Annotated in this window: 23 protein-coding genes; 7 read left to right on the top strand and 16 right to left on the bottom strand. The window is 73.3% G+C overall.

Annotated features, from left to right (window positions below):
* The first annotated feature begins 4 nt into the window (after window positions 1-4).
* The 7 genes from sigK to MRBLML1_RS05770 are packed head-to-tail and all read left to right on the top strand — an operon-like array spanning window position 5 to window position 7,541.
* Complete coding sequence (sigK, locus tag MRBLML1_RS05800) at window positions 5-610, top strand: ECF RNA polymerase sigma factor SigK (protein ID WP_364512675.1); 606 nt, start codon at window positions 5-7, stop codon at window positions 608-610.
* Window positions 607-1,368: an anti-sigma factor gene (locus MRBLML1_RS05795; RefSeq protein WP_364512672.1), complete on the top strand. Its 762-nt coding sequence runs from the start codon at window positions 607-609 to the stop codon at window positions 1,366-1,368. The genes sigK and MRBLML1_RS05795 overlap by 4 nt, the downstream gene beginning before the upstream one ends.
* Window positions 1,368-3,422 (top strand): FAD-dependent oxidoreductase, encoded by a 2,055-nt coding sequence (locus tag MRBLML1_RS05790; RefSeq protein ID WP_364512670.1) that lies wholly within the window; start codon window positions 1,368-1,370, stop codon window positions 3,420-3,422. Before MRBLML1_RS05795 ends, MRBLML1_RS05790 begins: the two co-directional genes overlap by 1 nt.
* Window positions 3,419-4,714: a class I SAM-dependent methyltransferase gene (locus MRBLML1_RS05785; protein ID WP_364512668.1), complete on the top strand. Its 1,296-nt coding sequence runs from the start codon at window positions 3,419-3,421 to the stop codon at window positions 4,712-4,714. The genes MRBLML1_RS05790 and MRBLML1_RS05785 overlap by 4 nt, the downstream gene beginning before the upstream one ends.
* A complete protein-coding gene (locus tag MRBLML1_RS05780; protein WP_364512665.1) occupies window positions 4,711-5,958 on the top strand; it encodes a cyclopropane-fatty-acyl-phospholipid synthase family protein in 1,248 nt (415 codons plus the stop codon). The genes MRBLML1_RS05785 and MRBLML1_RS05780 overlap by 4 nt, the downstream gene beginning before the upstream one ends.
* Complete coding sequence (locus MRBLML1_RS05775; protein WP_364513139.1) at window positions 5,958-6,761, top strand: DUF1295 domain-containing protein; 804 nt, start codon at window positions 5,958-5,960, stop codon at window positions 6,759-6,761. Before MRBLML1_RS05780 ends, MRBLML1_RS05775 begins: the two co-directional genes overlap by 1 nt.
* A 21-nt stretch (window positions 6,762-6,782) precedes the next feature.
* Window positions 6,783-7,541, top strand: a complete 759-nt coding sequence (locus MRBLML1_RS05770) for a tyrosine-protein phosphatase (RefSeq protein WP_364512662.1) — start codon at window positions 6,783-6,785, stop codon at window positions 7,539-7,541.
* Window positions 7,542-7,669: 128 nt separating this feature from the next.
* Here MRBLML1_RS05770 and MRBLML1_RS05765 read toward each other — a convergent pair whose 3' ends face one another.
* From MRBLML1_RS05765 to MRBLML1_RS05690, 16 genes are all read right to left on the bottom strand, one after another.
* Window positions 7,670-8,794 carry a YihY/virulence factor BrkB family protein gene (locus tag MRBLML1_RS05765; protein ID WP_364512659.1) on the bottom strand — a complete coding sequence of 375 codons (1,125 nt, stop codon included), beginning with the start codon at window positions 8,792-8,794 and terminating at the stop codon, window positions 7,670-7,672.
* Window positions 8,795-8,849: 55 nt separating this feature from the next.
* Entirely contained in the window at window positions 8,850-9,770 is a 921-nt protein-coding gene (locus MRBLML1_RS05760; RefSeq protein WP_364512656.1) for an AEC family transporter, read from the bottom strand.
* Window positions 9,771-9,814: 44 nt separating this feature from the next.
* On the bottom strand, window positions 9,815-11,725 hold the full coding sequence (locus tag MRBLML1_RS05755; protein ID WP_364512653.1) for a sulfatase: 1,911 nt from the start codon (window positions 11,723-11,725) through the stop codon (window positions 9,815-9,817).
* 46 nt (window positions 11,726-11,771) lie between these two features.
* Complete coding sequence (locus MRBLML1_RS05750; RefSeq protein ID WP_364512650.1) at window positions 11,772-12,158, bottom strand: PLD nuclease N-terminal domain-containing protein; 387 nt, start codon at window positions 12,156-12,158, stop codon at window positions 11,772-11,774.
* A 61-nt stretch (window positions 12,159-12,219) separates the two neighbouring features.
* Window positions 12,220-13,383: an acyl-CoA dehydrogenase family protein gene (locus MRBLML1_RS05745; RefSeq protein WP_364512647.1), complete on the bottom strand. Its 1,164-nt coding sequence runs from the start codon at window positions 13,381-13,383 to the stop codon at window positions 12,220-12,222.
* The gene (locus MRBLML1_RS05740) at window positions 13,380-15,383 is read right to left on the bottom strand and encodes an acetyl/propionyl/methylcrotonyl-CoA carboxylase subunit alpha (protein WP_364512645.1); all 2,004 of its coding nucleotides are present in this window, start codon (window positions 15,381-15,383) and stop codon (window positions 13,380-13,382) included. The genes MRBLML1_RS05745 and MRBLML1_RS05740 overlap by 4 nt, the downstream gene beginning before the upstream one ends.
* Before the next feature lie 31 nt (window positions 15,384-15,414).
* Window positions 15,415-16,983, bottom strand: a complete 1,569-nt coding sequence (locus MRBLML1_RS05735) for an acyl-CoA carboxylase subunit beta (RefSeq protein WP_364513136.1) — start codon at window positions 16,981-16,983, stop codon at window positions 15,415-15,417.
* A gap of 80 nt (window positions 16,984-17,063) precedes the next feature.
* The gene (locus MRBLML1_RS05730) at window positions 17,064-17,546 is read right to left on the bottom strand and encodes an SRPBCC family protein (protein WP_364512642.1); all 483 of its coding nucleotides are present in this window, start codon (window positions 17,544-17,546) and stop codon (window positions 17,064-17,066) included.
* An 11-nt stretch (window positions 17,547-17,557) separates the two neighbouring features.
* Window positions 17,558-18,709: an acyl-CoA dehydrogenase family protein gene (locus MRBLML1_RS05725; protein WP_364512639.1), complete on the bottom strand. Its 1,152-nt coding sequence runs from the start codon at window positions 18,707-18,709 to the stop codon at window positions 17,558-17,560.
* Window positions 18,706-20,430, bottom strand: coding sequence for an acyclic terpene utilization AtuA family protein (locus MRBLML1_RS05720; RefSeq protein WP_364512636.1), 1,725 nt, complete (start codon window positions 20,428-20,430; stop codon window positions 18,706-18,708). The genes MRBLML1_RS05725 and MRBLML1_RS05720 overlap by 4 nt, the downstream gene beginning before the upstream one ends.
* Window positions 20,427-21,242 carry a TIGR03084 family metal-binding protein gene (locus MRBLML1_RS05715; RefSeq protein ID WP_364512633.1) on the bottom strand — a complete coding sequence of 272 codons (816 nt, stop codon included), beginning with the start codon at window positions 21,240-21,242 and terminating at the stop codon, window positions 20,427-20,429. Before MRBLML1_RS05715 ends, MRBLML1_RS05720 begins: the two co-directional genes overlap by 4 nt.
* Entirely contained in the window at window positions 21,239-21,853 is a 615-nt protein-coding gene (locus MRBLML1_RS05710) for a TetR/AcrR family transcriptional regulator (protein ID WP_364512630.1), read from the bottom strand. Before MRBLML1_RS05710 ends, MRBLML1_RS05715 begins: the two co-directional genes overlap by 4 nt.
* 53 nt (window positions 21,854-21,906) lie before the next feature.
* Complete coding sequence (locus tag MRBLML1_RS05705; RefSeq protein ID WP_364512627.1) at window positions 21,907-24,558, bottom strand: FtsX-like permease family protein; 2,652 nt, start codon at window positions 24,556-24,558, stop codon at window positions 21,907-21,909.
* Window positions 24,555-25,274, bottom strand: coding sequence for an ABC transporter ATP-binding protein (locus tag MRBLML1_RS05700; RefSeq protein ID WP_364512624.1), 720 nt, complete (start codon window positions 25,272-25,274; stop codon window positions 24,555-24,557). The genes MRBLML1_RS05705 and MRBLML1_RS05700 overlap by 4 nt, the downstream gene beginning before the upstream one ends.
* A complete protein-coding gene (locus tag MRBLML1_RS05695; RefSeq protein WP_364512621.1) occupies window positions 25,271-25,414 on the bottom strand; it encodes a hypothetical protein in 144 nt (47 codons plus the stop codon). The genes MRBLML1_RS05700 and MRBLML1_RS05695 overlap by 4 nt, the downstream gene beginning before the upstream one ends.
* Window positions 25,411-26,001 carry a PadR family transcriptional regulator gene (locus tag MRBLML1_RS05690; protein WP_364512618.1) on the bottom strand — a complete coding sequence of 197 codons (591 nt, stop codon included), beginning with the start codon at window positions 25,999-26,001 and terminating at the stop codon, window positions 25,411-25,413. Before MRBLML1_RS05690 ends, MRBLML1_RS05695 begins: the two co-directional genes overlap by 4 nt.
* Window positions 26,002-26,064 lie beyond the last annotated feature (63 nt).

Genomic DNA, 26,064 nt, shown 5'->3' with positions numbered 1-26,064 from the left:
CACCATGGATCCGGTCCCCGGCAACCCGGGCGGCGCCCCCCACGTGGGGGCGCCGTCCGGCGCTGGTCCCGACCTCGGCGCGCTGCTGAAGCGCTCCGCGCGTGGTGACACCGCGGCCTTCGCCGAGCTCTACGACGCCACGGCGCCCCGCGTCCACGGCCTGGTGCTGCGCGTGGTGCGCGACCGGGCCCAGTCCGAGGAGGTCACCCAGGAGGTGTTCCTCGAGGTGTGGCGCCAGGCCAGCCGCTACGACGCCGCCCGCGGCAGCGCCTCGGCCTGGCTGATGACCATCGCCCACCGCAAGGCGGTCGACCGGGTCCGCAGCGCCGAGGCCGCCACCCGGCGTGACCTCACCTACGAGCACGGCCACCAGAGCGTGCCCCACGACGAGACCGCCGAGGCGGCCCACGCCTCGCTGGAGGCGCACCGGGTGCGGACCGCGCTCGGGCAGCTCACCGAGGTCCAGCGCGAGGCCATCGAGCTGGCGTACTTCGGCGGCTACACCCACACGGAGGTGGCCGCCCTGCTCGACCTACCGGTCGGGACTGCAAAGACAAGGATCCGCGACGGCCTGATCAGGCTGCGCGACACGATCGGAGTAGGACGATGACCGATCACGAGCACGCGCTGTCCGGCGCCTATGCCGTGGACGCCCTCGACGCCGAGGAGCGCGCCCGTTTCGAGGCGCACCTGCGTGAGTGCCGGGACTGCCAGGAGGAGGTGGCCAGCCTCCAGGAGGCCGCTGCCCTGCTGGGCACCGACCCGGTCGAGCCGCCGGCCTCCGTCCGGGACGCCGTGCTCGCGAGCATCCAGTCGATCCGTCCGCTGCCCCCGATCGTGGAGACCCCGGCCGCCGTGCCGGCGGAGGTCGACCAGCTCGCCGAGCGCCGCGCCCGCCGCGGCCTGGTCCACCGGCTCACCCGCACCCCGTTGCTCGTCGCCGCCGCCGTCGTCCTGCTGCTCGCCGTCGGCACCGCCCTCGTGCGGCCCTGGACGGGCGACGACACCGCGAACGAGCCGCCCACCGCGGCCGACCGCGTGCTCTCTGCCGCCGACGCGACCGAGGTCGCCCAGGCCTTCCCCGACGGTTCGAAGGCGACCCTCGTCGTCTCCCGGAGCCAGGGCAAGGCGGTCATCCGGACCCGGCACATGGCGCTGCCGCCGAGCGGCAAGACCTACCAGCTGTGGCTGCAGTCGCCCGCCGGCGAGATGGTGCCGGCCGGGCTGATGCCGGAGGAGGCCGACACGACGTACGTCCTCGACGGCGACGCTTCCAAGGCGACCGGTGTCGGCATCACCGTGGAGCCCGACGGCGGGTCGGACCACCCGACCTCCAAGCCGATCGCGCTCTTCCCGCTGGAGGCGTGATGACCGCGACTCCTCCGCGGCGCGTCGCCGTGGTGGGCTCCGGCGTGGCCGGGCTCACCGCGGCCTACGTCGCCTCGCGCACCGCGCACGTCACGCTGCTCGAGGCCGACGACCGGATCGGCGGGCACGCCGACACCCACGTGGTCACCGACCCGTCGGGACGCACGCTGCGCATCGACAGCGGCTTCATCGTCCACAACCGGCGCACCTACCCGGTGCTGCTGCGGCTGTTCGAGGAGCTCGGCGTCCCGACCCAGGAGTCGGAGATGTCGATGTCGATCAGCGACGACGGCACCGGCCTGGAGTGGGCCGGCGCGCTCGGCCGGCGCGGGATCTTCCCGCGCGGGACCGGCAACCTGCGCAACCCGGCGTACCTGCGGATGCTGCGCGAGATCCCACGCTTCCACCGCCGGGCCCGCCGCCTGCTCGACGACTGCGCCGACCCGGCCGGGGACCCGACGACGCTGGCCGCCTTCCTCGACGCCGGCGGCTTCTCGCCGTACTTCCGCCGGCACTTCATGGAGCCGCTCGTCGCAGCCGTCTGGTCGTGCGACCCGGACACGGCGCTGGACTACCCGGCGGCGTACCTGTTCTCCTTCCTCGCCCACCACGGGATGCTGCAGGTCTTCGGCTCCCCCACCTGGCGCACCGTCAGCGGCGGCTCGCGCACCTACGTCGACGCCCTCACCGCCGCGCTCCGGGGGCGCGGCGGCGAGGTGCGTCGCAGCACGCCGGTGCTCGGCATCCGCGAGCTGCCCGACGGCGTCGAGGTGACCACGGCCGCCGGCGCCGAGCAGTACGACGCCGTCGTGGTCGCCACCCACCCGGACCAGGCGCTGCGCCTGCTCACCGAGCCCACCGCCGCCCAGCGCGAGGTGCTCGGCGCGCTGCCCTACGCCAGCAACACCGCGCTGCTGCACACCGACACCCGGCTGCTGCCGCGGGCGACGGACGCCTCCGCGTCGTGGAACTTCCGCCGTCCGGCCGAGCCGAGCGCGCAGGTGCTGGTGACCTACGACCTGACCCGGTTGCAGCGGCTGCCCACCGACACCCGCTACCTCGTCACCCTCGGCGGCGAGCACCTCGTCGACCCCGCCACGGTGCTGGTGCGCCGCGAGTACGCCCACCCGCTCTACACGCCGGAGTCCGTCGCCGCGCAGCGCCGGCTGCCGGAGATCGACTCCGACCGGCTGGTCTTCGCCGGCGCCTACCACGGGTGGGGCTTCCACGAGGACGGCGCGCGCTCGGGCCTGCGGGCCGCCGAGCGGCTGGGCCTGTCCTGGGCGGCACCGGCCGCGACGTCGTACCGGACCACGCTGGTGCACCACCGCCGCCAGCCGATCGAGCACCGCTTCGAGCACCAGACCCGCTCCTGGGTCGTCGACCTCGACCGGGTCGGCCGCGACGGCCGGGTCCCCGGCGGGCGCGGACGCTTCCTGGGCCGCGACCACTTCGGCGGTGACACCGCGAGCGTGCGCGAGGGCCTCGACCGGTTCCTCGACGCCAACGGGATCGACCTCCGGGGCGGACGGGCGCTGATGGCGGCGCAGCCGCGGGCGTTCGGCCACTGCTTCAACCCGATCAGCGTGCACTGGGTGTGGCGGGACGCGGACGGCACCGGCCGCCCCGACGCCACCGTCGTCGAGGTCCACAACACCTACGGCGAGCGGCACACCTACCTGCTCGACACCGACGAGCAGGGCCGCGGACGCGTCGACAAGGCGCTCTACGTCTCGCCCTTCCACGGCGTCGACGGCCACTACGAGGTGCTCGCGCCGCCGCCCGACCCGGCGACCGGCCGGCTCCGGGTCGCGGTCCGTCTCGTCACCGCCGACGGCGCCCGCTTCGACGCCGCCGTGAGCGGCGAGCCGGCGCCCGTCCCCCGTGTCCCGCTCGCCGGGCTCCGCGGCGCCGCGCTGATCCGGGCCCACGGCATCGCCCTGTGGGCCCGCCGGCTGCCCGTGCAGCCGCGCCCCGAGCACTCACCCCAGCACTCCCCCCAGCAGTCGCCCGCATCCCCCCGCACCTCTGACCGGGAAGGCAGCATCCGATGACCGTGACCGAGGCTCCCGACGTCCGCACCTGGCCCGACCTCCACCCGGCGCCCGCGCCCGGCGGCGTGGCCGCGCGCATCGCCGAGTGGCTCTTCCGCTCCGCGATCAACCGGCTCGACGTGACCGTCCGGATCCGTGGGGGATCCGGAGGCACCGAGGAGGTCATCGGCCGCGGCGGGCCCGCGATCGTGGTGCACCGTCCCGCCGAGCTCTTCGCGCGGATCGGCCGCGACCAGCTGATCGGCTTCGGCGAGGCCTACCTGACCGGCGCCTGGTCCGAGGACGGGGTCCCCGGCGACGGGGTGCTCGGCGACTTCCTCGCCGTCCTCGCGGCGGAGATGGCGAGCCTGGTGCCCGAGCCCCTGCAGCGGCTGCGCGCCTTCGTCGTGCCGCGCCTGCCGCGGAGCCAGCGCGGCACCCGGGAGAACACCCAGGCCAACGTGGCCCACCACTACGACCTGTCGAACGACCTGTTCACGGCCTTCCTCGACCCGACGCTGTCCTACTCCTCGGCGCTCTTCGACGACCCCGCGAACGCCGGTACGGCGGAGTTCGTGGCCGCGCAGCACCGCAAGATCGACCGGCTGCTCGACCAGGCCGGCGTCGGCGAGGGCACCCGCCTGCTGGAGATCGGCACCGGCTGGGGCGAGCTCGCGATCCGGGCCGCCGCCCGGGGCGCCGAGGTCCGCTCGATCACGCTGTCGGTCGAGCAGCAGCGGCTCGCCGAGAAGCGCATCGCCGCCGCCGGGCACACCGACGCCGTGGTCGTCGACCTGTGCGACTACCGCGCGCTGCTCGACGAGCCCGGCGCGGCGTACGACGCGGTGGTGTCGGTGGAGATGATCGAGGCCGTCGGCGCGGAGTTCTGGCCGACGTACTTCCAGACGCTGGACCACGTGCTCGTGCCGGGCGGCAAGGTCGCGCTGCAGGCGATCACGCTCCCGCACGACCGGATGCTCGCGACCCGCTCGACGCACACCTTCATCACCAAGTACATCTTCCCCGGAGGCGCGCTGCCGTCGGTGCGCGCGATCGAGGAGGTCACCGCACGGCACACCGCCCTGCGGGTGACCGACGACCTCGCGATCGGCCAGCACTACGCGACCACGCTGCGGCTGTGGGACGAGGCCTTCGTCGCGGCGGGCGAGGAGGTCACGGCGCTCGGCTTCGACGCGACCTTCGCCCGGATGTGGCACTTCTACCTAGAGTACTGCCGCGCCGGGTTCACCGCCGGCTACATCGACGACCACCAGCTCACCTTCACCAAGGCGACCCCGGAGGCGGCCCGATGATCGCCGACACCCTGGCCGAGGCGCTGCGCCCCTTCATCGGTGGCGACCTGCCGGTCCGGCTGGTCGCGTGGGACGGCAGCTACGCCGGCCCGGAGGGCGCGCCGGTCGTCGAGCTGCGCTCCCCGGACGCGCTGCGCCGGCTGCTGTGGCACCCCGGCGAGCTGGGCGCGGCCCAGGCCTACGTCACCGGCGAGCTGGACGTGTGGGGCGACCTCGACATCGCCCTGACGCACGCCTTCGCCGTGGCACGGGAGCGCGGGCTGGCCGACCGGCGGCCGAGCCTGCGGGCACTGACGGGAGCGGTGCGGACGGCGATCGGACTGGAGCTCATCGGCCGTCCGCCCGCTCCTCCCGCGACCCAGGCCAAGCTCCGCGGCCGCCTGCACAGCAAGCAGCGAGACCGCAGCGCGATCAGCCACCACTACGACACGAGTGCCGAGTTCTACGGGCTGATCCTCGACCCGGAGACGATGGCCTACTCCTGCGGCTACCACACCTCGCCGTCGCAGCCGCTGGCCGAGGCGCAGCGCGCCAAGCTCGACCTGGTCTGCCGCAAGCTGGGCCTGGAGCCCGGCATGCGGGTGCTCGACGTGGGCTGCGGCTGGGGCTCGTTCTCGCTCTACGCCGCCGAGCACTACGGCGTCGAGGTCACCGGCGTCACGATCTCCGCCGAGCAGCAGGGCTACGCCTCGGCCGAGGCGGTGCGGCGCGGCCTGTCCGAGCGGGTCGACATCCGGCTGCAGGACTACCGTGACGTCGCCGGCCAGTACGACGCGGTGGTCTCCCTGGAGATGGGCGAGCACGTCGGCGAGGCCAACTACCGCACCTACGCCCAGGTCCTGCACGACCACGTCCGCCCCGGCGGCCGGGTGCTGGTGCAGCAGATGTCGCGCAACGGCAAGCACCCCGGCGGCGGTCCGTTCATCGAGTCCTTCATCGCCCCCGACATGCACATGCGCCCGGCCGGCGAGACCGCCGACCTGCTGCAGTCCTCCGGCCTGGAGCTGCGCGACGTGCACGCGCTGCGCGAGCACTACGTCCTCACCGTCGCGGGCTGGTTGGAGCGCTTCGAGAAGAACATCGACGCGATCACCGAGCTCGTCGGCGAGGAGCTGGTGCGGGTCTGGCGGCTCTACCTCGTCGGCGGGTCGATGGCCTTCCGCGACGGGCGGATGGGCGTCGACCAGTTCCTGCTGGTGCGGCCTGGTGCGCCGCACCAGCTGCCCTGGACGCGGGACTGGTGATGGACGTCCTGGTCTCGGTCCTGGCCGTCGTCGTGGCCGCGGCGGCGGTCATGACGACGACCGCGCTCGTCGCGCGCCGGCAGGGCCGGGTGGCGGTCGTGGACGTGGCGTGGGGCTTGGGCTTCGTGGTCGCCGCGCTCGCGGCCGGAGCGGTCGGCCTGCTGCGCGACACCGGTGACGCGTGGCGCACGCTGGTCCTGGTGGGCCTCGTGGTGGTCTGGGGCGGGCGCCTCGCCTGGCACATCGGCCGTCGTACGGCCGCGCACACGGAGGAGGACCCCCGCTACGAGAAGGTCCTCGGCGGCCCGCTCCGTGAGGTCGGGATGGGCGTGGCCGTGCGCAAGGTCTTCGGCATCCAGGGCGTCGCGCTGGCGTTCGTGGCGCTGCCCGTCGCCGTCGGCGCCGCCCACGAGGTGCGCTGGTGGCCGCTGGTCGTCGTCGGGGCCGTGCTGTGGCTCGTCGGCGTGGTCTTCGAGGCGGTCGGCGACGCCCAGCTCGCGGCGTACCGGGCGAAGCCGAAGGACCAGCGTCCGCAGGTACTCGACACCGGGCTGTGGCGCTACACCCGCCACCCGAACTACTTCGGCGACGCGTGCGTGTGGTGGGGCATCTGGCTCGCCGGTGGGCTCGCCTCCGGCTGGGTCGCCGGCCTCGCCACCGTGCTCGCGCCGGTGGTGATGACCTACTTCCTGGTCTTCGCCACGGGAGCGCGGCTGCTGGAGCAGACGATGATGCAGCGGCCCGGCTACCCGGAGTACGCCGCGCGCACGTCGGGCTTCCTGCCGCTGCCGCCCCGCCGCTGAGGAGTCCCTAGGCTGCTCGTCGTGAGCGAGAACGAGGAGTACCTCCGGCTGGCCTCCGCCGACAACTTCCGCGACGTCGCCGGCACCGGCTACGCCACGGCGGACGGCGGCCGGCTGCGCACCGGGGTGTTCTACCGGTCCAACGACCTCCGCCTGACCGACGCCGACCACGGCCTGCTCGAGGGGATCGGGCTGCGCGCCGTCATCGACCTGCGCTCGCCCGCCGAGATCGCGCTGCACCCCGACCCCGACGTACCGGGGGCCGAGGCGTTGCACTTCGACGCCATCGGCATCCCGATGGAGCGGATCGCCGCGCTCACCTCGCGGGCCGACGCGGTCGCGATCATGGAGGAGGTCTACCGGGCCTTCGTCACCCACCCGAAGTCGCTCGCCGCCTTCGGCGCGGTGCTCCGCCAGCTCGCCACCGGCGGCCCCCAGCTCTTCCACTGCTCCGCCGGCAAGGACCGCACCGGCTGGGTCGCCGCCCTGCTCCTGCACGTCGCCGGGGTCGACGACGCCACCATCGAGGCGGACTACCTGCTCACCAACGCGCGCACCGCCGCGAGCCGGGCCCGGGCCGAGGCCGAGATCGCCCGGCACCTCGGGCCGGATGCGGTCGACGTCTTCGAGCCGACCCTCGTCGTGGACGTGGGCTACCTGCGGGCCGCGGCCGCCACGATCACCGAGGTGCACGGCGACCGGGCGTCGTACCTGCGGGACGGGCTGGGCCTCGACGACGCCACCCTGGACGCGCTGCGCGGCCTGCTCCGCACCTCGTGATGGCCATACGGGACGAACATGTAACTACGTGTCCAGACCTCTACCCGGGTGTTGTGGCCTCTACCAGGGTGGTCTACCACCCTGGTAGAGGCATGAACACGTAGTTACAAGCGCCGCGCGCGCCGCTCTCAGATCGCCGGGGGCGGCGGCAGCTTGAACGGCTGGGTCGGCTCGTCGGCGGCCTCGGGGCGCGGCGGCATGCCCGGCAGGTGCTGCTTGATGACCTTCTCGGTGCGCGGGTCGAGCACGATGTCGTGGGTGTCGCCGTCGCGGCCCTCGAAGCGCACGGCCACGGTCTCGAAGCCCTTGTGCCGCTGCATCTGGGCGTACATAGCGTACGCGCGGCGGTCGGCGTCGGTGAGGTCGACGGAGTCGGTGAACGGGGTGAGCAGCGCGCGCGGCCACAGCCGGCGGGCGAGCACGACGTTGACCTCGATGCCGAGCACACCCATCACGGCGCCGATGTAGAGCAGGCCCATCAGCCCGAGCACGATGCCGAACACCTGCGCCATGCTGTTGCGGTCGGCGCTGGCGATGACGTTGGTGACGTACGCCGTGCCGATCCACTGCAGGAACTGCCACAGCACCGCGATGGTGAACCCGCCCGGCGCCGCGCGGACCACGTTGGCGCGGATCGCGCGCGCGGCGGCCATCCGCAGCAGCAGGGTCATCGCGAAGCCGAGGATGAGCACGGTCAGCAGCCGCACCAGCCAGTGGAACCAGCCGTGCTGGGACAGCTCGCCGACCAGGCGGGTCTCGGTGAGCACCGCGGAGCCGATCGAGATGGTGAAGATGATCGTGCCGGCGACGCCGAGGATGAAGAGGCTGTTGACGCGGGTCATCACCGGGTGCGGGCGGCTGTTGCGCGGCACGGCCCAGGCGGCGGACTGGACGTTCTGCAGGGCCAGGCCCAGGCCCAGGGCACCGTAGAGCGCGGTCAGCGAGCCGACGATGATGCCGCCCGTCGAGCCCTTGATCCCGCCCGGGCGGCCGAGGGTGTCGCCGATGATCGGGAACTGCCCGAGCGCGGAGTCGAGCACCTGCTCCTGCAGCCGCGGGTTGCCGTCGAGGAAGAAGCCGAGGATCGACGTGGCGAGCAGCAGGAGCGGGAAGATCGAGAGGAAGGCGTAGAACGCGAGGATCGCCGCGAGGTAGTTGCCCTGGTCGTCGAAGAACTTGTAGACCACGGCCAGCGGGAAGCCGAAGATCGAACTGCGGCGCTGACCGCGATCGATGTCTCCGACGACTCCCACGAACGAAACCTATGGCATCGGGTACGACGACCGGCGGACCACCGCCCCGAACGGGCTACGCGAGCAGCGCCGAGATCACCACGGCGACCGGCACGGAGGCCAGGGTGGTGACGAAGATGGCGTCGCGCGCGAGCAACGTCCCCCGGTCGTAGCGGGTCGCGATCACGAAGACGTTTTGCGCGGTCGGCAGCGCCGAGAGCAGGGTGACGGCGAACAGGTCGTGGCCGTCCAGCCCGACCGCGAAGCGCCCCACGACGTACGCCGCGACGGGCTGCACGGCCATCTTCAGCACCGACACCGTGGCGAGCACCTCGGGCGCCACGCCGCGCCCGGGCAGCGGGCCGAGACGGAGCGCGACGCCGTAGGCGATCAGCATGGCGGGCACCGCCATCCCGCCGACGAGCTCCAGCGGCTGGTGCACGGCCGCGGGCAGCTCGGAGCCGGTGATCGCCAGCGTCAGCCCGAGGAAGGAGGCGATGGTCAGCGGGTTGGTGACCGGCCGGGCCAGGATCTTGGCGATCGAGGGCCGCTGCGGGCTGGTGACCACGTCGAGCACCGTCAGCGCCAGCGGCTGCAGGACGAGCAGCTGCATCATCAGCGCCGGTACGACGAGCGCGGCGTCCCCCAGCGCGTACGCCGCGATCGGGATGCCCAGGTTGCCGGCGTTGACGTACGCCGAGCAGAGCATGGCGACCACCGTCGTGCCCGGGTCGCGGCGGCGGGCCAGGGCGTAGGCCACGACGAGCCCGGCGCTCACGACCACCCCCGCCGCGGTCGCGACGAGCGGCCCGGACAGCACCCGCGAGGGGTCGGAGTCCTCCAGCACCGTCACGAGCAGGGCCGGGCTGGCGACGTAGAAGGCGGTCAGCGACAGGCTGCGCTGGCCCTTGAGGTCGATGATCCCGAGGTGGGCGAGCAGGGCACCGAGGGCGATCACGACGGCGAGCGTCGCGAAGCCCTCCAGCACACCTCCCACCGGACGATCCCATCATCCCCCGCGCCCGGCCCGGCGGGCGGGGCTCAGGCGACCCGGGCCTGGAACCCCCGCGTGCCGGTGGTGGCGTAGCGGTAGCGCCCGCGGTTCGTGCGCGAGGCGAAGTCGAGCACCCCGCCAACGTCGCAGCGGAAGAGCATCTCCCACCGGCCCGAGCCCTCGTCGGCGTACGCCGTCACCTGGCTGCCGCGCACCGCCATGGCCAGCCGGGCACCGGGCCGGGACAGGTCGACCGTGCCGTCGAGGCCGCTCAGCGGCTCGGCGCCCTGGGTGATCAGGCGGCCGCGGTGGCGCAGCTCCCAGCGGATGGCGCGGCGGCGGTGGGAGTAGCGGAGCACCAGCAGGTTGCCGGCGTCCTGGACGACGCCGAGCCGGATCTCCTTGCGCCCGGCCGCGACCAGCGGCGCGGTCCGCAGGGTGAGCGCGAACCGGCTGGACGTGAGGTGCTGCGCGCTGCGGCGCAGCGGCCGCCCGGCGACCGGGCGGAAGCCGGTGGCCGTCGCGGCCCGTGGGTAGTCGGTCGCGCTCGGCGGCGGCGGGTAGAGGTCGAGCTCGTCGAGGTGCTGGGTCAGCAGGGTGGCGAGCCGCTTGCGGACCTCGGGCGCCCGGCCGGCGATGTCGGTCGTCTCGGCCGGGTCGGCGACGAGGTCGAAGAGCTGGTCGCGGCCGTCACGCAGCCGGCGGACGAGCTTGAAGCCGCCCTGGCGCACCGCGGCGGCCGGGTGCCAGGCACCGATGTGGTGCGGGTAGGCCCAGAACAGCGTGTCCCGGCTGCTCGCCCGGCCCCGGATCACGGGGCTGAGGTCGATCCCGTCGACCCCGGCCGGCGTGCGGCCGCGGGCCAGTGCGGCCGCGGTCGGGAGGATGTCGATGGTGCTGGCGAGCTCCTCGGTGACCGTCCCGGCGCGCGCCTGGCCCGGCCACCAGGCGATGAGCGGCACCCGGATCCCGGCCTCGTAGAGCTCGCCCTTGCCGCCGCGCAGCGGGCGGTTGGCCGGCCGGTTCTGGCCACCGTTGTCGCTGGTGACGAGGACCAGCGTGTTGCGGGCCAGGCCGAGCTCCCGCAGCGTGCGCACGATCCGGCCGACCTGGTCGTCGACGCTCTCCAGCATCGCCGCCAGGGCCGGCCGGGCGCCGGCGTGACCGGCACCGTGCTTGCGCCGGTACTTCGCCACCAGCCCCGCCTTCCCGGCGAGCCGGGTGTGCACGGCGTAGTTGGACACGTGCAGGAAGAACGGCCGGTTGCGGTGGCGGCGGATGAACCGGTCGGCCTCCAGGCCGAGCCGGTCGGTGAGGTACTCGTGCGACGCGCCCTTCGGCAGCCCCGGCAGGTGGGCGTACGGCGCGAAGTAGTCGCCACCGCCGATGTAGCGCCGCTCGGAGGCGATCACCTCGTCGAAGCCGTGGGCGTACGGGTTGCCCGGCCGCGAGCGGTAGGCCCCGTGGTAGGTCTCGGTCAGGTGCCACTTGCCGATGTGCCCGACGCGGTAGCCCCGTGGCTTCAGCACCGACGGGATGCCGGGGATCCGCGTCGAGAGGTGCAGGTCGCTGGCCGCGCCCTCGGCCCGCAGGTAGTCGGTGATCCCGGTCCGGCCCGGGTAGCGGCCGGTCACCAGCGCGGCGCGGGTGGGCGAGCACAGCGGTGCGGCGGCGTAGGCCTGGGTGAAGCGGGTGCCCTCGCGCGCCAGCCGGTCGATGTGCGGGGTCTCGTTGAACTTGTTGCCGTAGCAGCCGAGCTCGTCCCAGCCGAGGTCGTCGATCGACACCACGATGATGTTGGGCCGGTCGACGGCGGGGCGGGCCCGGGTGGGCAGCACGCCGGCGGAGGCGGTGGCGCCGGTGGCCACGTCCGCCAGCGGGACCAGGGCGGCGGCGCCGCCCACCGCCGCTCCCTGGAGGACGGTGCGACGGGAGGGGAGCACATCATGCCGAGTCATAAGCCGAGATAGTACACAGACTTACTCGACTTTGATGAGGAGCGTCCTAGGGAACGGGATCCTCACCCTGCTCGCGGCGGCGCTGCTCCTCGCGCCGCTCCGCCTCGTAGCGCGCGCGCTGCTCCTCGGCCCGCTCGCGGACCTTGCGCAGGAAGTCGTCGTCCTTCGCCGGGTCCGCCGAGGCGAAGCGGCCGCGGCGCTCGTACTCCGGGAAGCCCGGCGCCGCGCCCTGGTCGCGCGTCATCGGCCGCGCCGCCTGCGGTCGCCCGGCCACCAGCCACACGATCGAGCCGGCCAGCGGGAAGAAGAGCACGATCAGCAGCCACCACGTCTTGGCGAGGTTGCGCACGCTGTCCTCGCGCGAGGTGATCACGTCGACGAGGCAGAACAGCCACAGCACGCCGACCGCGGCGTAGGGCAGGAAGCGCAGCATGGCGGGATCATGCCCGAGCCGGGCCGCCGTGTCCGCGGATCGCGGCGGCCCGGTATCGGATCTAGTAGGACTTCGGCAGGCCCAGGGAGTGCATGGCGACGAAGTTGAGGATCATCTCCCGGCTCACCGGGGCGATCCGGCCCAGGCGCGCGGCGACGAGCATGTTGCCGAGGCCGTACTCCTGGGTCAGCCCGTTGCCGCCGTGGGTGTGCACCGCGACGTCGGTGGCGTTGCAGGCGACCTCGCCGGCGGCGTACTTGGCCATGTTGGCGTACTCACCGGCCGTGAAGTCGTCACCCGCGTCGTAGAGCGCCGCGGCCTTCTGCCACAGCAGGCGGGCCTGCTCCAGCTCGATCTTCACCTTGGCCAGCGGGTGCGCGATGCCCTGGTGCGCGCCGATCGGCTGGTCCTTCCAGACCGAGCGCTCCTTGGCGTACTCCGTGGCCCGCTCCAGCGCGTAGCGCGCCAGCCCGCACGACATCGCCGCGCCCATGATCCGCTCCGGGTTGAGGCCGGCGAAGAGCTGCCACAGGCCGCCGTCCTCGTCGCCGACGAGCGCGTCGGCCGGCAGCCGGACGTCGTCGATGAAGAGCGTGAACTGCTTCTCCGGCGCCTGCCACGACATCGGGATGGGCTGCTTGGAGAAGCCCTCCGCGTCGGTCGGCACGACGAACAGGGCCGGCTTGAGCTTGCCGGTCTTGGCGTCCTCGGTGCGCGCGACGATGAGCACCGCCTGGGCCTCGTCGACGCCGGAGATGAAGGTCTTCTGGCCCTTGAGCACCCAGCCGTCGCCGTCACGGGTCGCGGTGGTGGTGATCTGGTGGGAGTTGGAGCCGGCGTCGGCCTCGGTGATGCCGAAGGCCATCAGCAGGCTGCCGTCGGCGATGGCGGGCAACCAACGCTGCTTCTGCTCCTCGGTGCCGCACCGGTCGATGATCGAGCCGCAGATCGCGGGCGAGACCACCATCATCAGCAGCGGGGCGCCGGCCGCCGCCGACTCCTCCAGGACCGCGGCCAGGTCGGCCATGCCGCCGCCCCCGCCGCCGTGCTGCTCGGGGATGTTGACGCCGAGGAAGCCGGCCTGACCCATCTCGAGCCACATCTCGGTCATCTTGCCGCCCTCACGGGCCTGCTTCTCGACGAACTCCCGGCCGTACTTGCCGGCGAGCTTCTTGACCGACTCGCGCAGCGCCACGCGCTCCTCGGGCTCGGTGAACGTGCTCATGCGATCTCCTCCTCCGAGCCCTCCGGCTCGACGACGGCGAGCACGGTGCCCGCCTCGACCTGCTGCCCGGCGGTGGCCGAGAGCTCGGTGACGGTGCCGGCGTACGGCGCCGCGATGGTGTGCTGCATCTTCATGGCCTCCATCACCAGGATGGGCTGGCCCTCGGTCACGACGTCGCCGACCGCCGCGCGGACGCTGACGACGCTGCCCGGCATCGGCGCGAGCAGCGAGCCCTCCGCGACCTGGGTGGAGGGGTCGACGAAGCGGGGCTTGCGACGCAGGGCCACGTGGCCGAGCGAGGACTCCACGTCCACCCGGTCGCCGTCGACGAAGACCTCGAAGGTGCGGGCCACACCGTCGACCTCGACCTCCACCCGGTCCGGGCCGGCGGCGACCACCGTCACCGACTCGAGGTCGGCAGAGCGGAAGCCCCGGCCGCCGTACCAGCGCACGGCGAGCTCGGCCGGCTCGCCGGTCGAGCCGGTCGAGACCAGGAACGTCGTCACCTGCGGCGCGGCGACGACGTTGCGCCAGCCGGCCGGGATCGCACCCTGCACCGGACGCGCCAGCCGGGCCGCCTCGGCGAGCGCGACCGCCGCCGCGAACGCCGACAGCTCCACCGTGCCCTCGCCGCCCGGCGCCGCGGCGAGCGCGGCCAGGTCGGCGGTGTCGAGCCAGGTGGTGTGCATCCGCGCGTCCACGAGGACCGGGTCGCGCAGCAGGTTGACCAGCAGGTCGCGGTTGGTGACCAGCCCGTGCAGACGGGCCTTCGCGAGGGCGCCGGCGAGCTGGCGCAGCGCCTGCTCGCGGGTCGGCGCGTGCACGATCACCTTCGCGATCATCGCGTCGTAGAAGGTGCCGATCTCCTCGCCCGAGCCGACGCCCGAGTCCAGCCGGACGCCGTACGACGACGGCCCCTCGAAGGCGGAGACGACGCCGGGCACGTCGAACCGGCTGATCCGCCCGCTCTGCGGCTGGTAGTCGCGCGCCGGGTCCTCGGCGTAGAGCCGGACCTCGACGGCGTGCCCGTTCGGCTCGCCGAGCTCGGCGATCCGCGGGTCGAGCCGGTCGAGGCCGCCCTCGGCGACCGCGATCTGCAGCGCGACCAGGTCGACGCCGTAGACCGCCTCGGTGACCGGGTGCTCGACCTGGAGGCGGGTGTTCATCTCCAGGAAGTAGAAGCGGTCCTTGGCGGGGTCGTAGAGGAACTCGACCGTCCCGGCGCCGCGGTAGTCGATCGCCTCGGCCGCGGCCTGCGCCGCCTGGTGCAGCGCGGTGCGGGTGGCCTCGGGCAGTGCGGGGGCCGGTGCCTCCTCGACCACCTTCTGGTGGCGGCGCTGCACCGAGCAGTCCCGCTCGCCGAAGACGATCGTGCCGTCCGGCGTACCGAGGACCTGGACCTCGATGTGACGACCGCTCTCGACGTACGGCTCGACGAAGACGGTGCCGTCGCCGAACGCCGACTCGGCCTCCGAGGACGCCTTCTCGATCTCGCCGGCCAGGTCGTCGAGCGCCCGGACGATCCGCATGCCGCGGCCACCGCCACCGGCCGAGGCCTTGACCAGCAGCGGCAGGTCGTCGGCACTCGCCGTGTCAGCCGTGAAGTTGCCGAGCACCGGGACGCCGGCCGCCTCCATCAGCTTCTTGGACTCGATCTTCGAGCCCATCCGCTCGATGGAGGAGGGGTCCGGGCCGACCCAGGTCAGCCCGGCCTCGGTGACCTGGCGGGCGAAGGCGGCGTTCTCGGACAGGAAGCCGTAGCCCGGGTGGATCGCGTCGGCGCCGGCCTTGCGGGCGGCCTCGATGACGAGGTCGCCCCGCAGGTAGGTCTCGGCGGGCGTGTTCCCCGGCAGCCGTACGGCGGCGTCCGCCTCGCGCACGAAGGGCATCCCCGCGTCGGCGTCGGAGTGCACGGCCACGGTCTCGATGCCGAGGTCGCGGCAGGTGCGGAAGACCCGGCGGGCGATCTCGCCGCGGTTGGCGACGAGCAGGCGCCGCACGGTGGTTGAGCTTGTCGGAACCATCAGGCCCTCACATCCGGAAGACGCCGAAGTTCATGGCGCCCTCGATCGGCTGGTTGTCGATGACGGACAGGCAGATGCCCAGCACCGTCCGGGTGTCGCGCGGGTCGATGACCCCGTCGTCGTAGACCATCCCGGACAGGACGTAGGGCAGCGACTGCTCCTCGATCTGGGTCTCGACCATCTCCTTGATGGCGACGAAGCCCTCGGCGTCGAAGACCTGTCCCTTCTTCTCCGCGGACTCGCGCGCGACGATCTCCAGCACGCCGGCGAGCTGCGCCGGGCCCATCACCGAGGACTTCGCCGACGGCCAGGTGAAGAGGAAGCGCGGGTCGTAGGCGCGGCCGTTCATGCCGTAGTTGCCCGCGCCGTACGACGCGCCCATGATCACCGTCAGGTGCGGGACCTTGGAGTTGGAGACCGCGTTGATCATCATCGCGCCGTGCTTGATGATGCCGCCCTGCTCGTACTCCGCGCCGACCATGTAGCCGGTGGTGTTGTGCAGGAAGAGCAGCGGGGTGTCCTTCTGGTTGGCCAGCTGGATGAACTGTGCGGCCTTCTGGGCCTCCTCGCTCATCAGCACGCCGCGCGCGTTGGCGAGGATGCCGATCGGGTGACCGTGCAGCTTGGCCCAGCCGACGCACAGCGCGGAGCCGTAGAGCGGCTTGAACTCGTCGAAGGCGACCTCGTTGCCCTCCCCGGAGGTCGAGCCCGTCGAGACCCCGTCGACGATGCGCAGGATCGCCTCGCGCGGGTCGAACGGCTCCTTGAGGTCGGTCGGGATCAGCTCCAGCAGGTCCTCGGGGTCGAGGTCCGGCTCGGCGAAGGGCGCCGTCGGGACGTCGCCCCGCTTGCGCCAGTTGAGCCGGGCCACGGCACGCCGGGCGAGCCGGATCGCGTCGTGCTCGTCGACGGCGAGGAAGTCGGAGGAGCCGGAGATCCGCGAGTGCATCTCCGCGCCGCCGAGGGTCTCGTCGTCGGACTCCTCACCGGTGGCCATCTTCACCAGCGGCGGGCCGGCCAGGAAGACCTTGGCCTGCTCCTTGACCATGATCACGTAGTCGCTCATGCCGGGGACGTAGGCGCCGCCCGCGGTCGAGTTGCCGAAGACCACCGAGATGGTGGGCTGCTTGCGCGCGCTGGAGCGGGTCAGGTCGCGGAAGCCGCGGCCGCCGGGGATGAAGATCTCCTTCTGGGTGGGGAGATCGGCGCCACCGGACTCGGTGAGGTTGATCGAGGGGAGGAAGTTCTTCTCGGCGATCTCGGCCGCGCGGAAGGACTTCTTCAACGACCACGGGTTGAGGGCGCCGCCCTTCACCGTGGGGTCGTTGGCGATGATCATGCACTCCACGCCCTCGACGACGCCGATGCCGGTCACGAGCGAGGCGCCGACCGCGAAGTCGCTGCCCCAGCCCGCCAGCGGCATCAGCTCCAGGAACGCCGAGCCCTCGTCGACGAGCAGCTCGATCCGCTCGCGGGCGGTGAGCTTGCCGCGGTCCTTGTGCCGGGCGATGTACTTCCCGCCCGCCTCGACCGCCTTGGCCTGCTCGGCGTGCAGCGCGTCGAGCTTGGCCTCCATGGCCGCTCGACGCGCCTGCTCGGGGGTCTCGACAGGCTCGACCTCCGGCGCGACGGACGCGGTCTCCGTGGTCTGCGTCGTCATGCCTCGCTCACCTCTTCAAGCACCGCCTTCATCCTCTCCAGGGTCGTGCGCATGCCGCGCTCGTTGGTCTTGCCGCGCAGCCGGCCCAGGAGGAGCCAGTAGCCGCGGATGTACCAGGCCGGCGTGAGCCGGAAGTACTCGGTGACCCGGGTGCCGCCGTTCTCGGCCTGCATCCGGTAGCCCCAGGTGTTGATCGGGCTCGCGTCGAGACCGACGCCGAACTCGAACACCTCGTTCTCGACGGCCTTCGTCACGGTGCAGGGGGTCCAGTAGACCGGCCCGACGCCGTTGCGCTTCACGTGTCCCTTGAAGCGCGCCCCGACCGCGGGACCGGTGGCGCCGTGGGTCCAGACCGCCTCGAAGGTCTCCGGGGAGAACTCCCCGATCCGGGTCACGTCGCTGACCAGCGCCCAGACCTCTTCGACCGGCGCCTTCATGTGCACCGTCACCTCGCCGCCCAGCGGCTTGATCAGACTCATCGTCGGCCCTTTCAGGAGTAGCCCAGCAGCTTGGCGGCCAGGTCGGTCAGCACCTCGGTGGCACCACCGCCGATCGGCAGCAGGCGGACGTCGCGGTAGTGCCGCTCGACCTCCGACTCGCGCATGTAGCCCATCCCGCCGTGCAGCTGGACGGCCTGGTCGGCCACCCACACCGCGGTGTCGACGGCGGTCTGCTTCGCCAGGCATGCCTCGGCGATGACGTTCTCGCCGGCGACGTACCGCTGGGCGACCTCGAGGGTGTAGCCCCGCGCCACCGCGACCTGGCGGTGCATCTCGACGAGCTTGGCGCGCACCACCTGGTTCTTCACCAGGGGTTTGCCGAAGGTCTCACGGTCCTTGCAGTACTGCACGCTCAGGTTGAGGCAGCGCAGGGCGTGGCCGTAGCCCATCAGCGCCAGGAAGATCCGCTCGGTGACGAAGTTCTCGGCGATGTAGTAGAAGCCGTGGTTCTCCTGGCCGACGAGGTTGCCGGCCGGGACCCGTACGTCGACGTACGACAGCTCGCCGGTGTCGGAGGCCAGCCAGCCCATCTTGTCGAGCTTGCGGGAGACGGTGAAGCCGGGCGTGCCCTTCGGCACCACGATCATCGAGATGCCGTGCGCGCCCTCGCCGCCGGTGCGCACCGCGGTGGTGACGAAGTCGCCGCGGACGCTGGAGGTGATGAAGGTCTTCGCGCCGTTGATCACCCAGTGGTCGCCGTCGCGCACGGCGCGGGTGGTGATGCTCGCGACGTCGGAGCCGGTGCCCGGCTCGGTGACCGCCATCGAGCCGATCAGGTCGCCGGCCAGGGTCGGGCGGACCCAGGCGTCGATGAGCTCCGGGCTGCCGTTCTGGATGATGTGCGGGATCGCGATGCCGTGGGTGAACGCGCTGGCCATGGCGCCGCCGGACCAGCCGGCCTCCATGAAGCCCTCCTGGGCGGCGCAGATGTCGAGCAGGGTGCCGCCGTCGCCGCCGACCTCCTCGGGGACGCCGACGCCGAGCAGGCCCGCGTGGGCGAGCTTCTTCTGCAGCTCGCGCGGGAGCTCGCCGTCCTTCTCCCACTGATCGAGGTGGGGCGTCACCTCGCGCTGGGTGAACGCGATGGCGGACTGCTTGAGAGCGCGCTGCTCCTCGGTCCAGCCGTGGTCGAACGAGGTCATACAAGGTCCTCCTGGATGTGGACGATGCGGCTGCGGACCCACTCACCCAGGCCCTTGGCCTGCGGGTCGAAGCGCGTGGACGCGGCGACGCCGTCGCCGAGCAGGCCGTGGATGACGACGTTGACGGCGCCGAGGTTCGGCAGCACGTAGACGTCGATGTCGAGCTCGTCCGCCTCGGGCACGAGCTCGCGGACCTTGCGGTCCTTGACGATCTTGGCGAGCCACTGGACCCGTGCCTCGTACTTGTCCGAGCCGTCGTTCTTCACCCACAGGCCGAGGTTGGCGTTGCCGCCCTTGTCGCCGGAGCGGGCGTGCACGAAGGTGCCCAGCGGCATGCGGCGGGTGATCGTGTCCGCCGGCGCGGGGTACGGCGAGGGCCGCTTGCCCAGGTCGCCGTCGAGCTCCTCGGGGCCGGCGAACTCGGTGGGGTCGGCGATCACCTCGCGGGAGCCGTCGTGGTGGACGACGGTGTGCTCGACGGCGCTCCGGTCGACGTACTCGGGCCGGTAGATGCCGAACGGGCTGGGCTTCTGCGGCGGGGTGGTCATCGTGAAGCCGGGGTAGCTCGCGAGCGCGAGCTCCACGGCCGGGCCGGTGAACGGCTTGCCGAGCGGACCGGCCTCGGCGTCCTTGCCGATGCAGCGCAGGATCACCGAGGCGCCCTCCTCGGTCTCGGAGTCGCCGCCGCGGGCGGGCGTCTGGGCCCAGGTGACCTCGGCGGCGGTGAGCTGCGGGTCGAGCTGTGCGCGCAGCCACGCCGCCTTGGCGTCGATGTCGAGGCCGGTCAGCACGAACTCCACCTGGTTGCGGTAGCCGCCCAGGGTGTTGACCGCGACCTTGAGCTGCTCGGCGGGCGGAGCCCCGGTGACGCCGGTGATCTCGACCCGGTCGGCGTCCTGCTGGCGCAGCCGGATCGAGTCGAGCCGGGTGGTGACGTCGGGGTTGAGGTAGCGCGTCGACTGGATCTCGTAGAGCAGCTGCGCGGTGACGGTGTCGACGGTGACCGCGCCGCCGGTGCCGGCGTGCTTGGTGATCACGCTGCTGCCGTCGGCGGCGACCTCGGCGATCGGGAAGCCGAGCGGCTTGTCCATCGGGGCGCCCGCGCGGAACAGCTCGGTGAAGCCGGAGAAGTTCCCACCCGTGGCCTGGGTGCCGCACTCGATGACGTGGCCCGCGACGACGGCGCCGGCCAGGGCGTCGTGGTCGGTGGGGGTCCAGCCGTGGTGGGCGATCGCGGGACCGACGACGACGCTGGCGTCGGTCACGCGCCCGGTGACGACGACGTCGGCGCCACGGGTCAGGGCGGAGGCGATGCCGAAGGCCCCCAGGTAGGCGTTGGCCGTGAGCGCGCCGTCGAAGAGGTTGGCGGCGCGCAGGTCGTCGCCCTCGACATGGGCGACCTTGGCGTCGAGCCCCAGCTCGGCCGCGACCTTCTGGACCTGGGTCGCCAGGCCGGCCGGGTTGAGCCCGCCGGCGTTGGTGACGATCTTGACGCCCTTGTCGAGCGCGAGGCCGAGGGTCCCCTCGAGCTGGCGCAGGAAGGTGCGGGCGTAGCCGAGGTCGGCGTCGCGCAGGGTGTCCATGCCGAGGATCAGCATGGTCAGCTCGGCGAGGTAGTCGCCGGTGATGACGTCGACCTCACCGCCCTCGAGCTGCTCCTTCAGCGCGGACAGCCGGTCGCCGTAGAAGCCCGAGCAGTTGGCGATCCTGACGATGCTCACTTCTTCTCCCTCCCGCCGCCGGCCGGACCGGCGAACGCCTGCGCGATGGTCAACCACTTCTCGGCGTCCGCACCGACCGCCTCCAGCGCTGTGTCGTCGCGGTGGACGCGCTGGGTGACCAGCTGGCAGAACTCGTAGGCGTCGCCGGTGACCCGTTGGGCGGCGTCCTCCGGGCCCCAGGTCCAGGTGTCCCCGCTGGGCGCGGTCAGCTCGACCCGGACCTCCTCGGCCGGTGCCTCCAGGCCGTTGTTGGCGAACGCGAAGCCGCGGGTGCGGACGCCGATGTGGGCGACGTGGCGGATCCGGTCGGTCACCGCGGGCCGACCGGGGATCGAGCCCGTCGAGGTCAGCGCGTCGTAGACGTCGAGGGCGTGTGCCCAGGTCTCCATGTAGCGCGCGGTCGCCATCGAGGCCGGCGCCATCGGCGGGCCGAACCACGGCATCTTGAGGCCGTCCGGGTAGGCCCGCAGGGCATCGGTGAGCGCCGGGCGGGCGGCGTCCCAGCGGGCCAGCAGCACCTCGGGCGACTCCTTGCCGATCCGCAGCGCCTCGGTGTCCACGAAGCCGGCCGGATCGGCGATCGCGTCGAGCACGACCGCGTCCCAGGCCTGCTTGCCCTCCTCGGTGAGCGAGCCGGCGGCGAGCACGGCGACCTCGTCGGTCCACAGCAGGTGGGCGATGGTGGTCGCGACGTCCCAGCCCTCGGCAGGGGTGGCCGTGCGCCAGCCCGCCTCGTCGAGGGAGGCGACCGCCGCACGCAGCTGGTCACCCTCCGCGGTCAGGTCGGCGACCACGTCGTCGAGGACACTCATCGGTTCTCCTGGGGGTCGAGGGCGGCGTCGAGGGTGCGCGCCCACTGGGCGAGGATCTTGCGGCGCCGACGGGCGTCGTCGCCGAGGGTGTTGGCCAGGCCCAGGCCGCGGACCAGGTCGAGGGTCGCCTGCACCAGCTCGCGTACGCCGGGGCGCGACTCGTCAGCGCCCAGCAGCTCGACCGTCAGCCGGTGCGTCTCCCGGCCCACCCGCTGCTCCAGCGGCGCGACCGCCTCCAGCAGGGCGGGGTCCGTGCGCGCGGCGACCCACAGCTCCAGCGCCGCGGTGAACACCGGGGAGGCGAAGTGGTCGCCGAGCATCTCGATGATCGCGGCGGTGCGGTGCCGGCCCCGCGGCAGCCGGGCCACCGCCGCCTCCAGGTCCGAGCCCCGGATCTCGGTCAGGTGGGTCACCGCCGCGACGACCAGGTCGTTCTTCGTCGGGAAGTGGTGCAGCTGCGCCCCGCGGCTGACGCCGGCGCGCTCGGAGACCAGCGTGGTCGTCGTACCGCTGAAGCCGCGCTCGACGAGCAGCTCGACGGTCGCCTCCATCAGCCGCTGCCGCATGGCGCGGGTGCGCTCCTCCTGCGGGACGCGGGTGGTGGCGGTCATGCGGCCAGCATGGCCGCTGACAAACAAACAGTCAAGACTGACTGTTTATTGTCTCACCCGAGCCGCGCCGTCATCGGCAGCCGTCCCCGGGCGCAGGCCCCCACCACGAGCGCGGTGAGCAGTGGCAGCCCGACGACGACCAGCAGGACCAGCAGCCACGGGACGGCGAGCACCGTCGCGCCGGTGTCGAAGTCCTGGGTGAGCGGCCGGCTCACCGCCAGGCCGGGGACGAAGCCGACGGGTGCCCCGAGGAGCGCGCCGACGAAGCCCACCACCGCGGCGTACGACGCCGCGACCGCGCGTCTGGTCCGGGGCCGCGCACCGACGGCGGCCATCGTGGCCAGGTCCGGACGGGCGTCGGACAGGGCGAGGAAGGTCGCGGTCAGCGTGCCCCCGAGCATCAGCACCAGGCCGAGCGCGACGAGCACCGCGCGGATGACCTTGACGTCCGTCCCGGTCTCGTAGCCGCGCTCGACGTAGAGGTAGCCGCCGTTCGACATCGCCCCCATCGCCTCGGTGATGTCCTGCTGCGCGGCGCGACTGATCGGGCCCGGCAGCAGCAGGCCGATGGTCGTGCGCTCCAGGCCGACCCGCTGGACGAGGCGGGGCGCGAGGACGGCCATCACGGGTGAGGTCCGGGTCACCGTCACCACACGCGCGGGAGCGGTCGCCGAGCCGGTCCGCTCGGGCCCGGTCCCCGCCTCGATCGACTCCGTCGAGGTGTGCAGGACGTCCAGCGTGGCCTCGTCCCCGGTGAGCCGGGGCGCCGGCGGACCGGCCCCGTCCTCGGCCGGCGGCGAGGACAGCAGGACCATGCCGCCCCGCTCCAGGACCTCGGCGGAACGCTGCCGGTCCGCCTCCGTCATGCCGATCCAGCCCGGGATCCCGGTCGCGACGAGGTACGGCGTGCCCAGGCTCGAGGTGTACGGCAGGTCGAGCACGCCCTGGCCCTCCCGGAACTCCAGCTCGGAGAAGCCGCCCTCGGCGTCCCAGGTCTTCACGCCCTCGACCGCGATCGCCCGGTCCGCCGGCAACGAGCGGGCGAGCACGGCCTCGATGGCGGCGCGGTCGCTGCCGTCGCCGATCGACACCGAGCCGTAGCCCTCCGGCAGCTGCGGGGTGTAGCGCTGCGCGTTGGCGACCTCCTGGCTGTTCAGAGCGATGCCCAGGGCGACCACGCCGGCGACGGTGGCGCCGACGGCCGCGACCGCCGGGACCGTGCGGGTGCGGTGCCGGGCGGCGTCGCGGGTCGCGAAGCGCAGCGCGAGGGGCAGCCGGGCGGCGAGCCGCGCGGCCAGGCTGACCGCGACGGGGACGAGCAGGATCATGCCGAGCACGCAGATCAGCGCGGAGCCGGCGACCAGCGCCGGCGCGGCTGAGCCCGGGCCGCTGCCGAGGACGGCGGCGACGATGCCCACGGCGAGCAGGAGCACCCCGACCAGGGGCGAGCGCCGCCCCGGGCGGCCCTCGCCGCGGCGCCCGGCGAGCACGGCCACCACGTCCTGGCGCGAGGCCGAGAAGGCCGGGACGACGGCCGCGAGCAGTGCGGAGATGATGCCGAAGGCGACGACCGGCACCAGCAGCAGCCAGGGCACCTCGAACGGCCCGAAGCGGGTCACGTCGAAGTGCTGGGCCACCGGCACCGCCAGGGTCCCGGCGGCGATGCCGAGGGTGACGCCCAGGGTGGCGCCGACGAGGCCGACCACGACCCCCGTCGCCAGCACGGTACGGCGTGCCTGGCGCGGCGTACCGCCGGTCGCCGCCACCAGGGCGAGGGTGTGCGCCTGCGCCTTGGCCCGTACGGCGAACGCCGGCCCGGCCAGCAGCACCACCTCGAGGAGCACCATCGCGATGATCGTCGCGAGGGCGGTCAGCGCCGCCTGGTCGGTGCCGCCGTCGTCGGCGAGCTCCGGCGGGAGCGCGGAGTCGGGCGGCGGGTCGGCGAGGACCGCGCGGGAGGCGCCGATGAAGCCGGCGGCGTTGAGCGCCCGGACGTCCGCCCAGGTCACCGGCCCACCACCGACGAGCCAGCGGCCGTAGCCCTCGACGGTGCCGAAGGTGGCGGGTGCGCCCACGACGAAGGGAGCCCCGCGGGTGTCGGTCGCGTCCACGACGCCGGCGACCCGGACCTGGATCCGCTGCTCCTTGCCGTCGACGGCACGCAGCAGGGTCAGCTGCTCGCCGATGCCCGGGCCGCGCTCGACGACCTCCGGGCTGACGAGCACCTCCCCGGGGCCGGGGCTGCTCGCCCCGGCGACGTGCTCGAAGAGGCCGGTGGTGAGCGGGCTGTCGAGGTCGGTCGCGACGACGCCGGCGTCGGCGCGGCCCTTGTCGGTCACGAAGGAGAGCGAGTCGCGCAGGTAGGGCACGAGCTCCCGCTCGTCGCCGAGCACGGCGCGCAGGTCGCGCTCGGTGCGCGGCGCGGGCGCGGCCTGGTCGCCGTAGCTGACCCGGTCGTCGGGGTCGCCGGCCTGGTAGACGACGGCCGACCCGCTGTCCTCGACCACGGCGGCCGCGGCGCCCATCCGCCGCTGCACGCTCTCGACCGAGGACACGTCCTGGGTGCGCCACACGATCGCCGCCGCGGTGACGGCCAGCACGGGCAGCGCGATCAGCAGCAGCATGAGCAGCGTCTGGCCCTTGCGGCGCACGGCCTCGCGGCGGGCCAGCCGCAGGGCGACCCGCCACCCGCCCCGGGTGCTCATCGGGTGGCCGGCTCGGTCAGCGACTCGACCGGGTCCGCCCCGGTCTCGTCGATCACCACGCCGTCACGCAGGAACACGACCCGGTCGGCCCAGGCCGCGTGCCGCGCCTCGTGGGTGACCATCACGCCGGCCGCGCCCGCGTCGCAGCGGGCGCGCAGCAGCCGCAGGATCTCCTCGCCGGTCTCGGTGTCGAGCGCTCCGGTCGGCTCGTCGGCGAGGATCAGCCGGCGGTCGGCGACGATCGCGCGGGCGATCGCGACCCGCTGCTGCTGACCACCGGACATGTCGTCGGGGAAGCGCTCGGCGAGCTCGCCGATGCCGACCTCGGCCAGCGCCTGCCGGGCCTCCTCGCGGGCCTGGCGGGTGGCGATCCCGTCGAGCTCGCGCGGCAGGGCGACGTTCTCGGCGGCGGTCAGCGCGGGGATCAGGTTGAAGTCCTGGAACACGTAGCCGATGGAGGTACGCCGCATCCGCGCCCGGCCCTCCGCCGAGAGCCCCACGAGGTCGGTGCCCTCGACGCTCACCGCACCGGCGGTCGGGGTGTCCAGCCCGCCCGCGATGGTCAGCAGGGTGGACTTGCCGGAGCCGGAGGGCCCCATCACCGCGACCAGCTCGCCGGCCGACGCCGTGAACGAGATCCCGTCGAGCGCGCGCACCTCGCCGGCGCCCGAGCCGTGCACCCGGGTGACGTCGCGCAGCTGCAGCACCACGCTCATCGCCCGGCCGCCTTCCGGACCGGGACGGCGACGGGGCGGCGGGTCCGGCGGGTCCGGCGCAGCCGGTCCCGGGCGTCGGCGAGCCAGCGCCGCTCGACGCTGTCGAGGCGCCGGGCCTGGTCGAGGACGGTGCCGCTCATCGCACGCTCCGCTCGGTGGTGGGGGCGGAGGCCGTCGTACTGCTGGCGGGGCGGGTGGTCGCCGCCCGGCGCAGCCGCGCCTCGCAGTGGTCGAGCCAGCGCAGCTCGGCCTCGGCGCCGAAGACGAGCGAGTCGAGCACCAGGCTCCACGCCAGGTCGGCGGGCTCGGCGGTGGTCGGTGCCCCGGCCCGGCGCTTGAGCCGGGTGTAGTCCTGCAGCGCGGCCATGGTGGCGCTGCGCTGCTGCTGGATGACCGTGCCGACGTCGACGCCGGGCACCGTCACGGCGAGCGCCAGCTTGATCGCGAGCTCGTCACGCGGCGGCTGGGTGCGGGCGACCGGGGTGGTGAACCAGGCGGCCACCTCGTCGCGGCCGGCCTCGGTGATCCGGTAGACCTGGTGGCCCTCGGCGTCCTCGCCCTCGGCGGCGGCGAGGCCGTCGCGCTCGAGCCGGGTCAGGGTCGTGTAGACCTGCCCGACGTTGAGCGGCCAGGTGGTGCCGGTGCGCTGCTCGAACTCGGCGCGCAGCTGGTAGCCGTACATCGGCTGATGCTCCAGCAGGGCGAGCAGGGCGTGCTTGACGGACATGGGGGACCTCCGAGCGGGGAATGCATACCGGGTATAGATATGTATACCCGGTATGCAGACGCC

This window comes from Nocardioides sp. LML1-1-1.1 (genome assembly GCF_040676175.1).
Classification (GTDB): domain Bacteria; phylum Actinomycetota; class Actinomycetes; order Propionibacteriales; family Nocardioidaceae; genus Nocardioides.
The sequence above is the reverse complement of the archived record's forward strand: the minus strand, read 5'-3'. Positions and strand labels throughout refer to the sequence as shown.

Bases quoted from the DNA above. Each gene is read 5' to 3' on its own strand.
- sigK (WP_364512675.1), top strand. From the start codon at position 5: ATGGATCCGGTCCCCGGCAACCCGGGCGGCGCCCCCCACGTGGGGGCG.
- MRBLML1_RS05795 (WP_364512672.1), top strand. From the start codon at position 607: ATGACCGATCACGAGCACGCGCTGTCCGGCGCCTATGCCGTGGACGCC.
- MRBLML1_RS05790 (WP_364512670.1), top strand. From the start codon at position 1,368: ATGACCGCGACTCCTCCGCGGCGCGTCGCCGTGGTGGGCTCCGGCGTG.
- MRBLML1_RS05785 (WP_364512668.1), top strand. From the start codon at position 3,419: ATGACCGTGACCGAGGCTCCCGACGTCCGCACCTGGCCCGACCTCCAC.
- MRBLML1_RS05780 (WP_364512665.1), top strand. From the start codon at position 4,711: ATGATCGCCGACACCCTGGCCGAGGCGCTGCGCCCCTTCATCGGTGGC.
- MRBLML1_RS05775 (WP_364513139.1), top strand. From the start codon at position 5,958: ATGGACGTCCTGGTCTCGGTCCTGGCCGTCGTCGTGGCCGCGGCGGCG.
- MRBLML1_RS05755 (WP_364512653.1), bottom strand. From the start codon at position 11,725: ATGACTCGGCATGATGTGCTCCCCTCCCGTCGCACCGTCCTCCAGGGA.
- MRBLML1_RS05750 (WP_364512650.1), bottom strand. From the start codon at position 12,158: ATGCTGCGCTTCCTGCCCTACGCCGCGGTCGGCGTGCTGTGGCTGTTC.
- MRBLML1_RS05745 (WP_364512647.1), bottom strand. From the start codon at position 13,383: ATGAGCACGTTCACCGAGCCCGAGGAGCGCGTGGCGCTGCGCGAGTCG.
- MRBLML1_RS05735 (WP_364513136.1), bottom strand. From the start codon at position 16,983: ATGGAGGCCAAGCTCGACGCGCTGCACGCCGAGCAGGCCAAGGCGGTC.
- MRBLML1_RS05730 (WP_364512642.1), bottom strand. From the start codon at position 17,546: ATGAGTCTGATCAAGCCGCTGGGCGGCGAGGTGACGGTGCACATGAAG.
- MRBLML1_RS05725 (WP_364512639.1), bottom strand. From the start codon at position 18,709: ATGACCTCGTTCGACCACGGCTGGACCGAGGAGCAGCGCGCTCTCAAG.
- MRBLML1_RS05715 (WP_364512633.1), bottom strand. From the start codon at position 21,242: ATGAGTGTCCTCGACGACGTGGTCGCCGACCTGACCGCGGAGGGTGAC.
- MRBLML1_RS05710 (WP_364512630.1), bottom strand. From the start codon at position 21,853: ATGACCGCCACCACCCGCGTCCCGCAGGAGGAGCGCACCCGCGCCATG.
- MRBLML1_RS05705 (WP_364512627.1), bottom strand. From the start codon at position 24,558: ATGAGCACCCGGGGCGGGTGGCGGGTCGCCCTGCGGCTGGCCCGCCGC.
- MRBLML1_RS05700 (WP_364512624.1), bottom strand. From the start codon at position 25,274: ATGAGCGTGGTGCTGCAGCTGCGCGACGTCACCCGGGTGCACGGCTCG.
- MRBLML1_RS05695 (WP_364512621.1), bottom strand. From the start codon at position 25,414: ATGAGCGGCACCGTCCTCGACCAGGCCCGGCGCCTCGACAGCGTCGAG.
- MRBLML1_RS05690 (WP_364512618.1), bottom strand. From the start codon at position 26,001: ATGTCCGTCAAGCACGCCCTGCTCGCCCTGCTGGAGCATCAGCCGATG.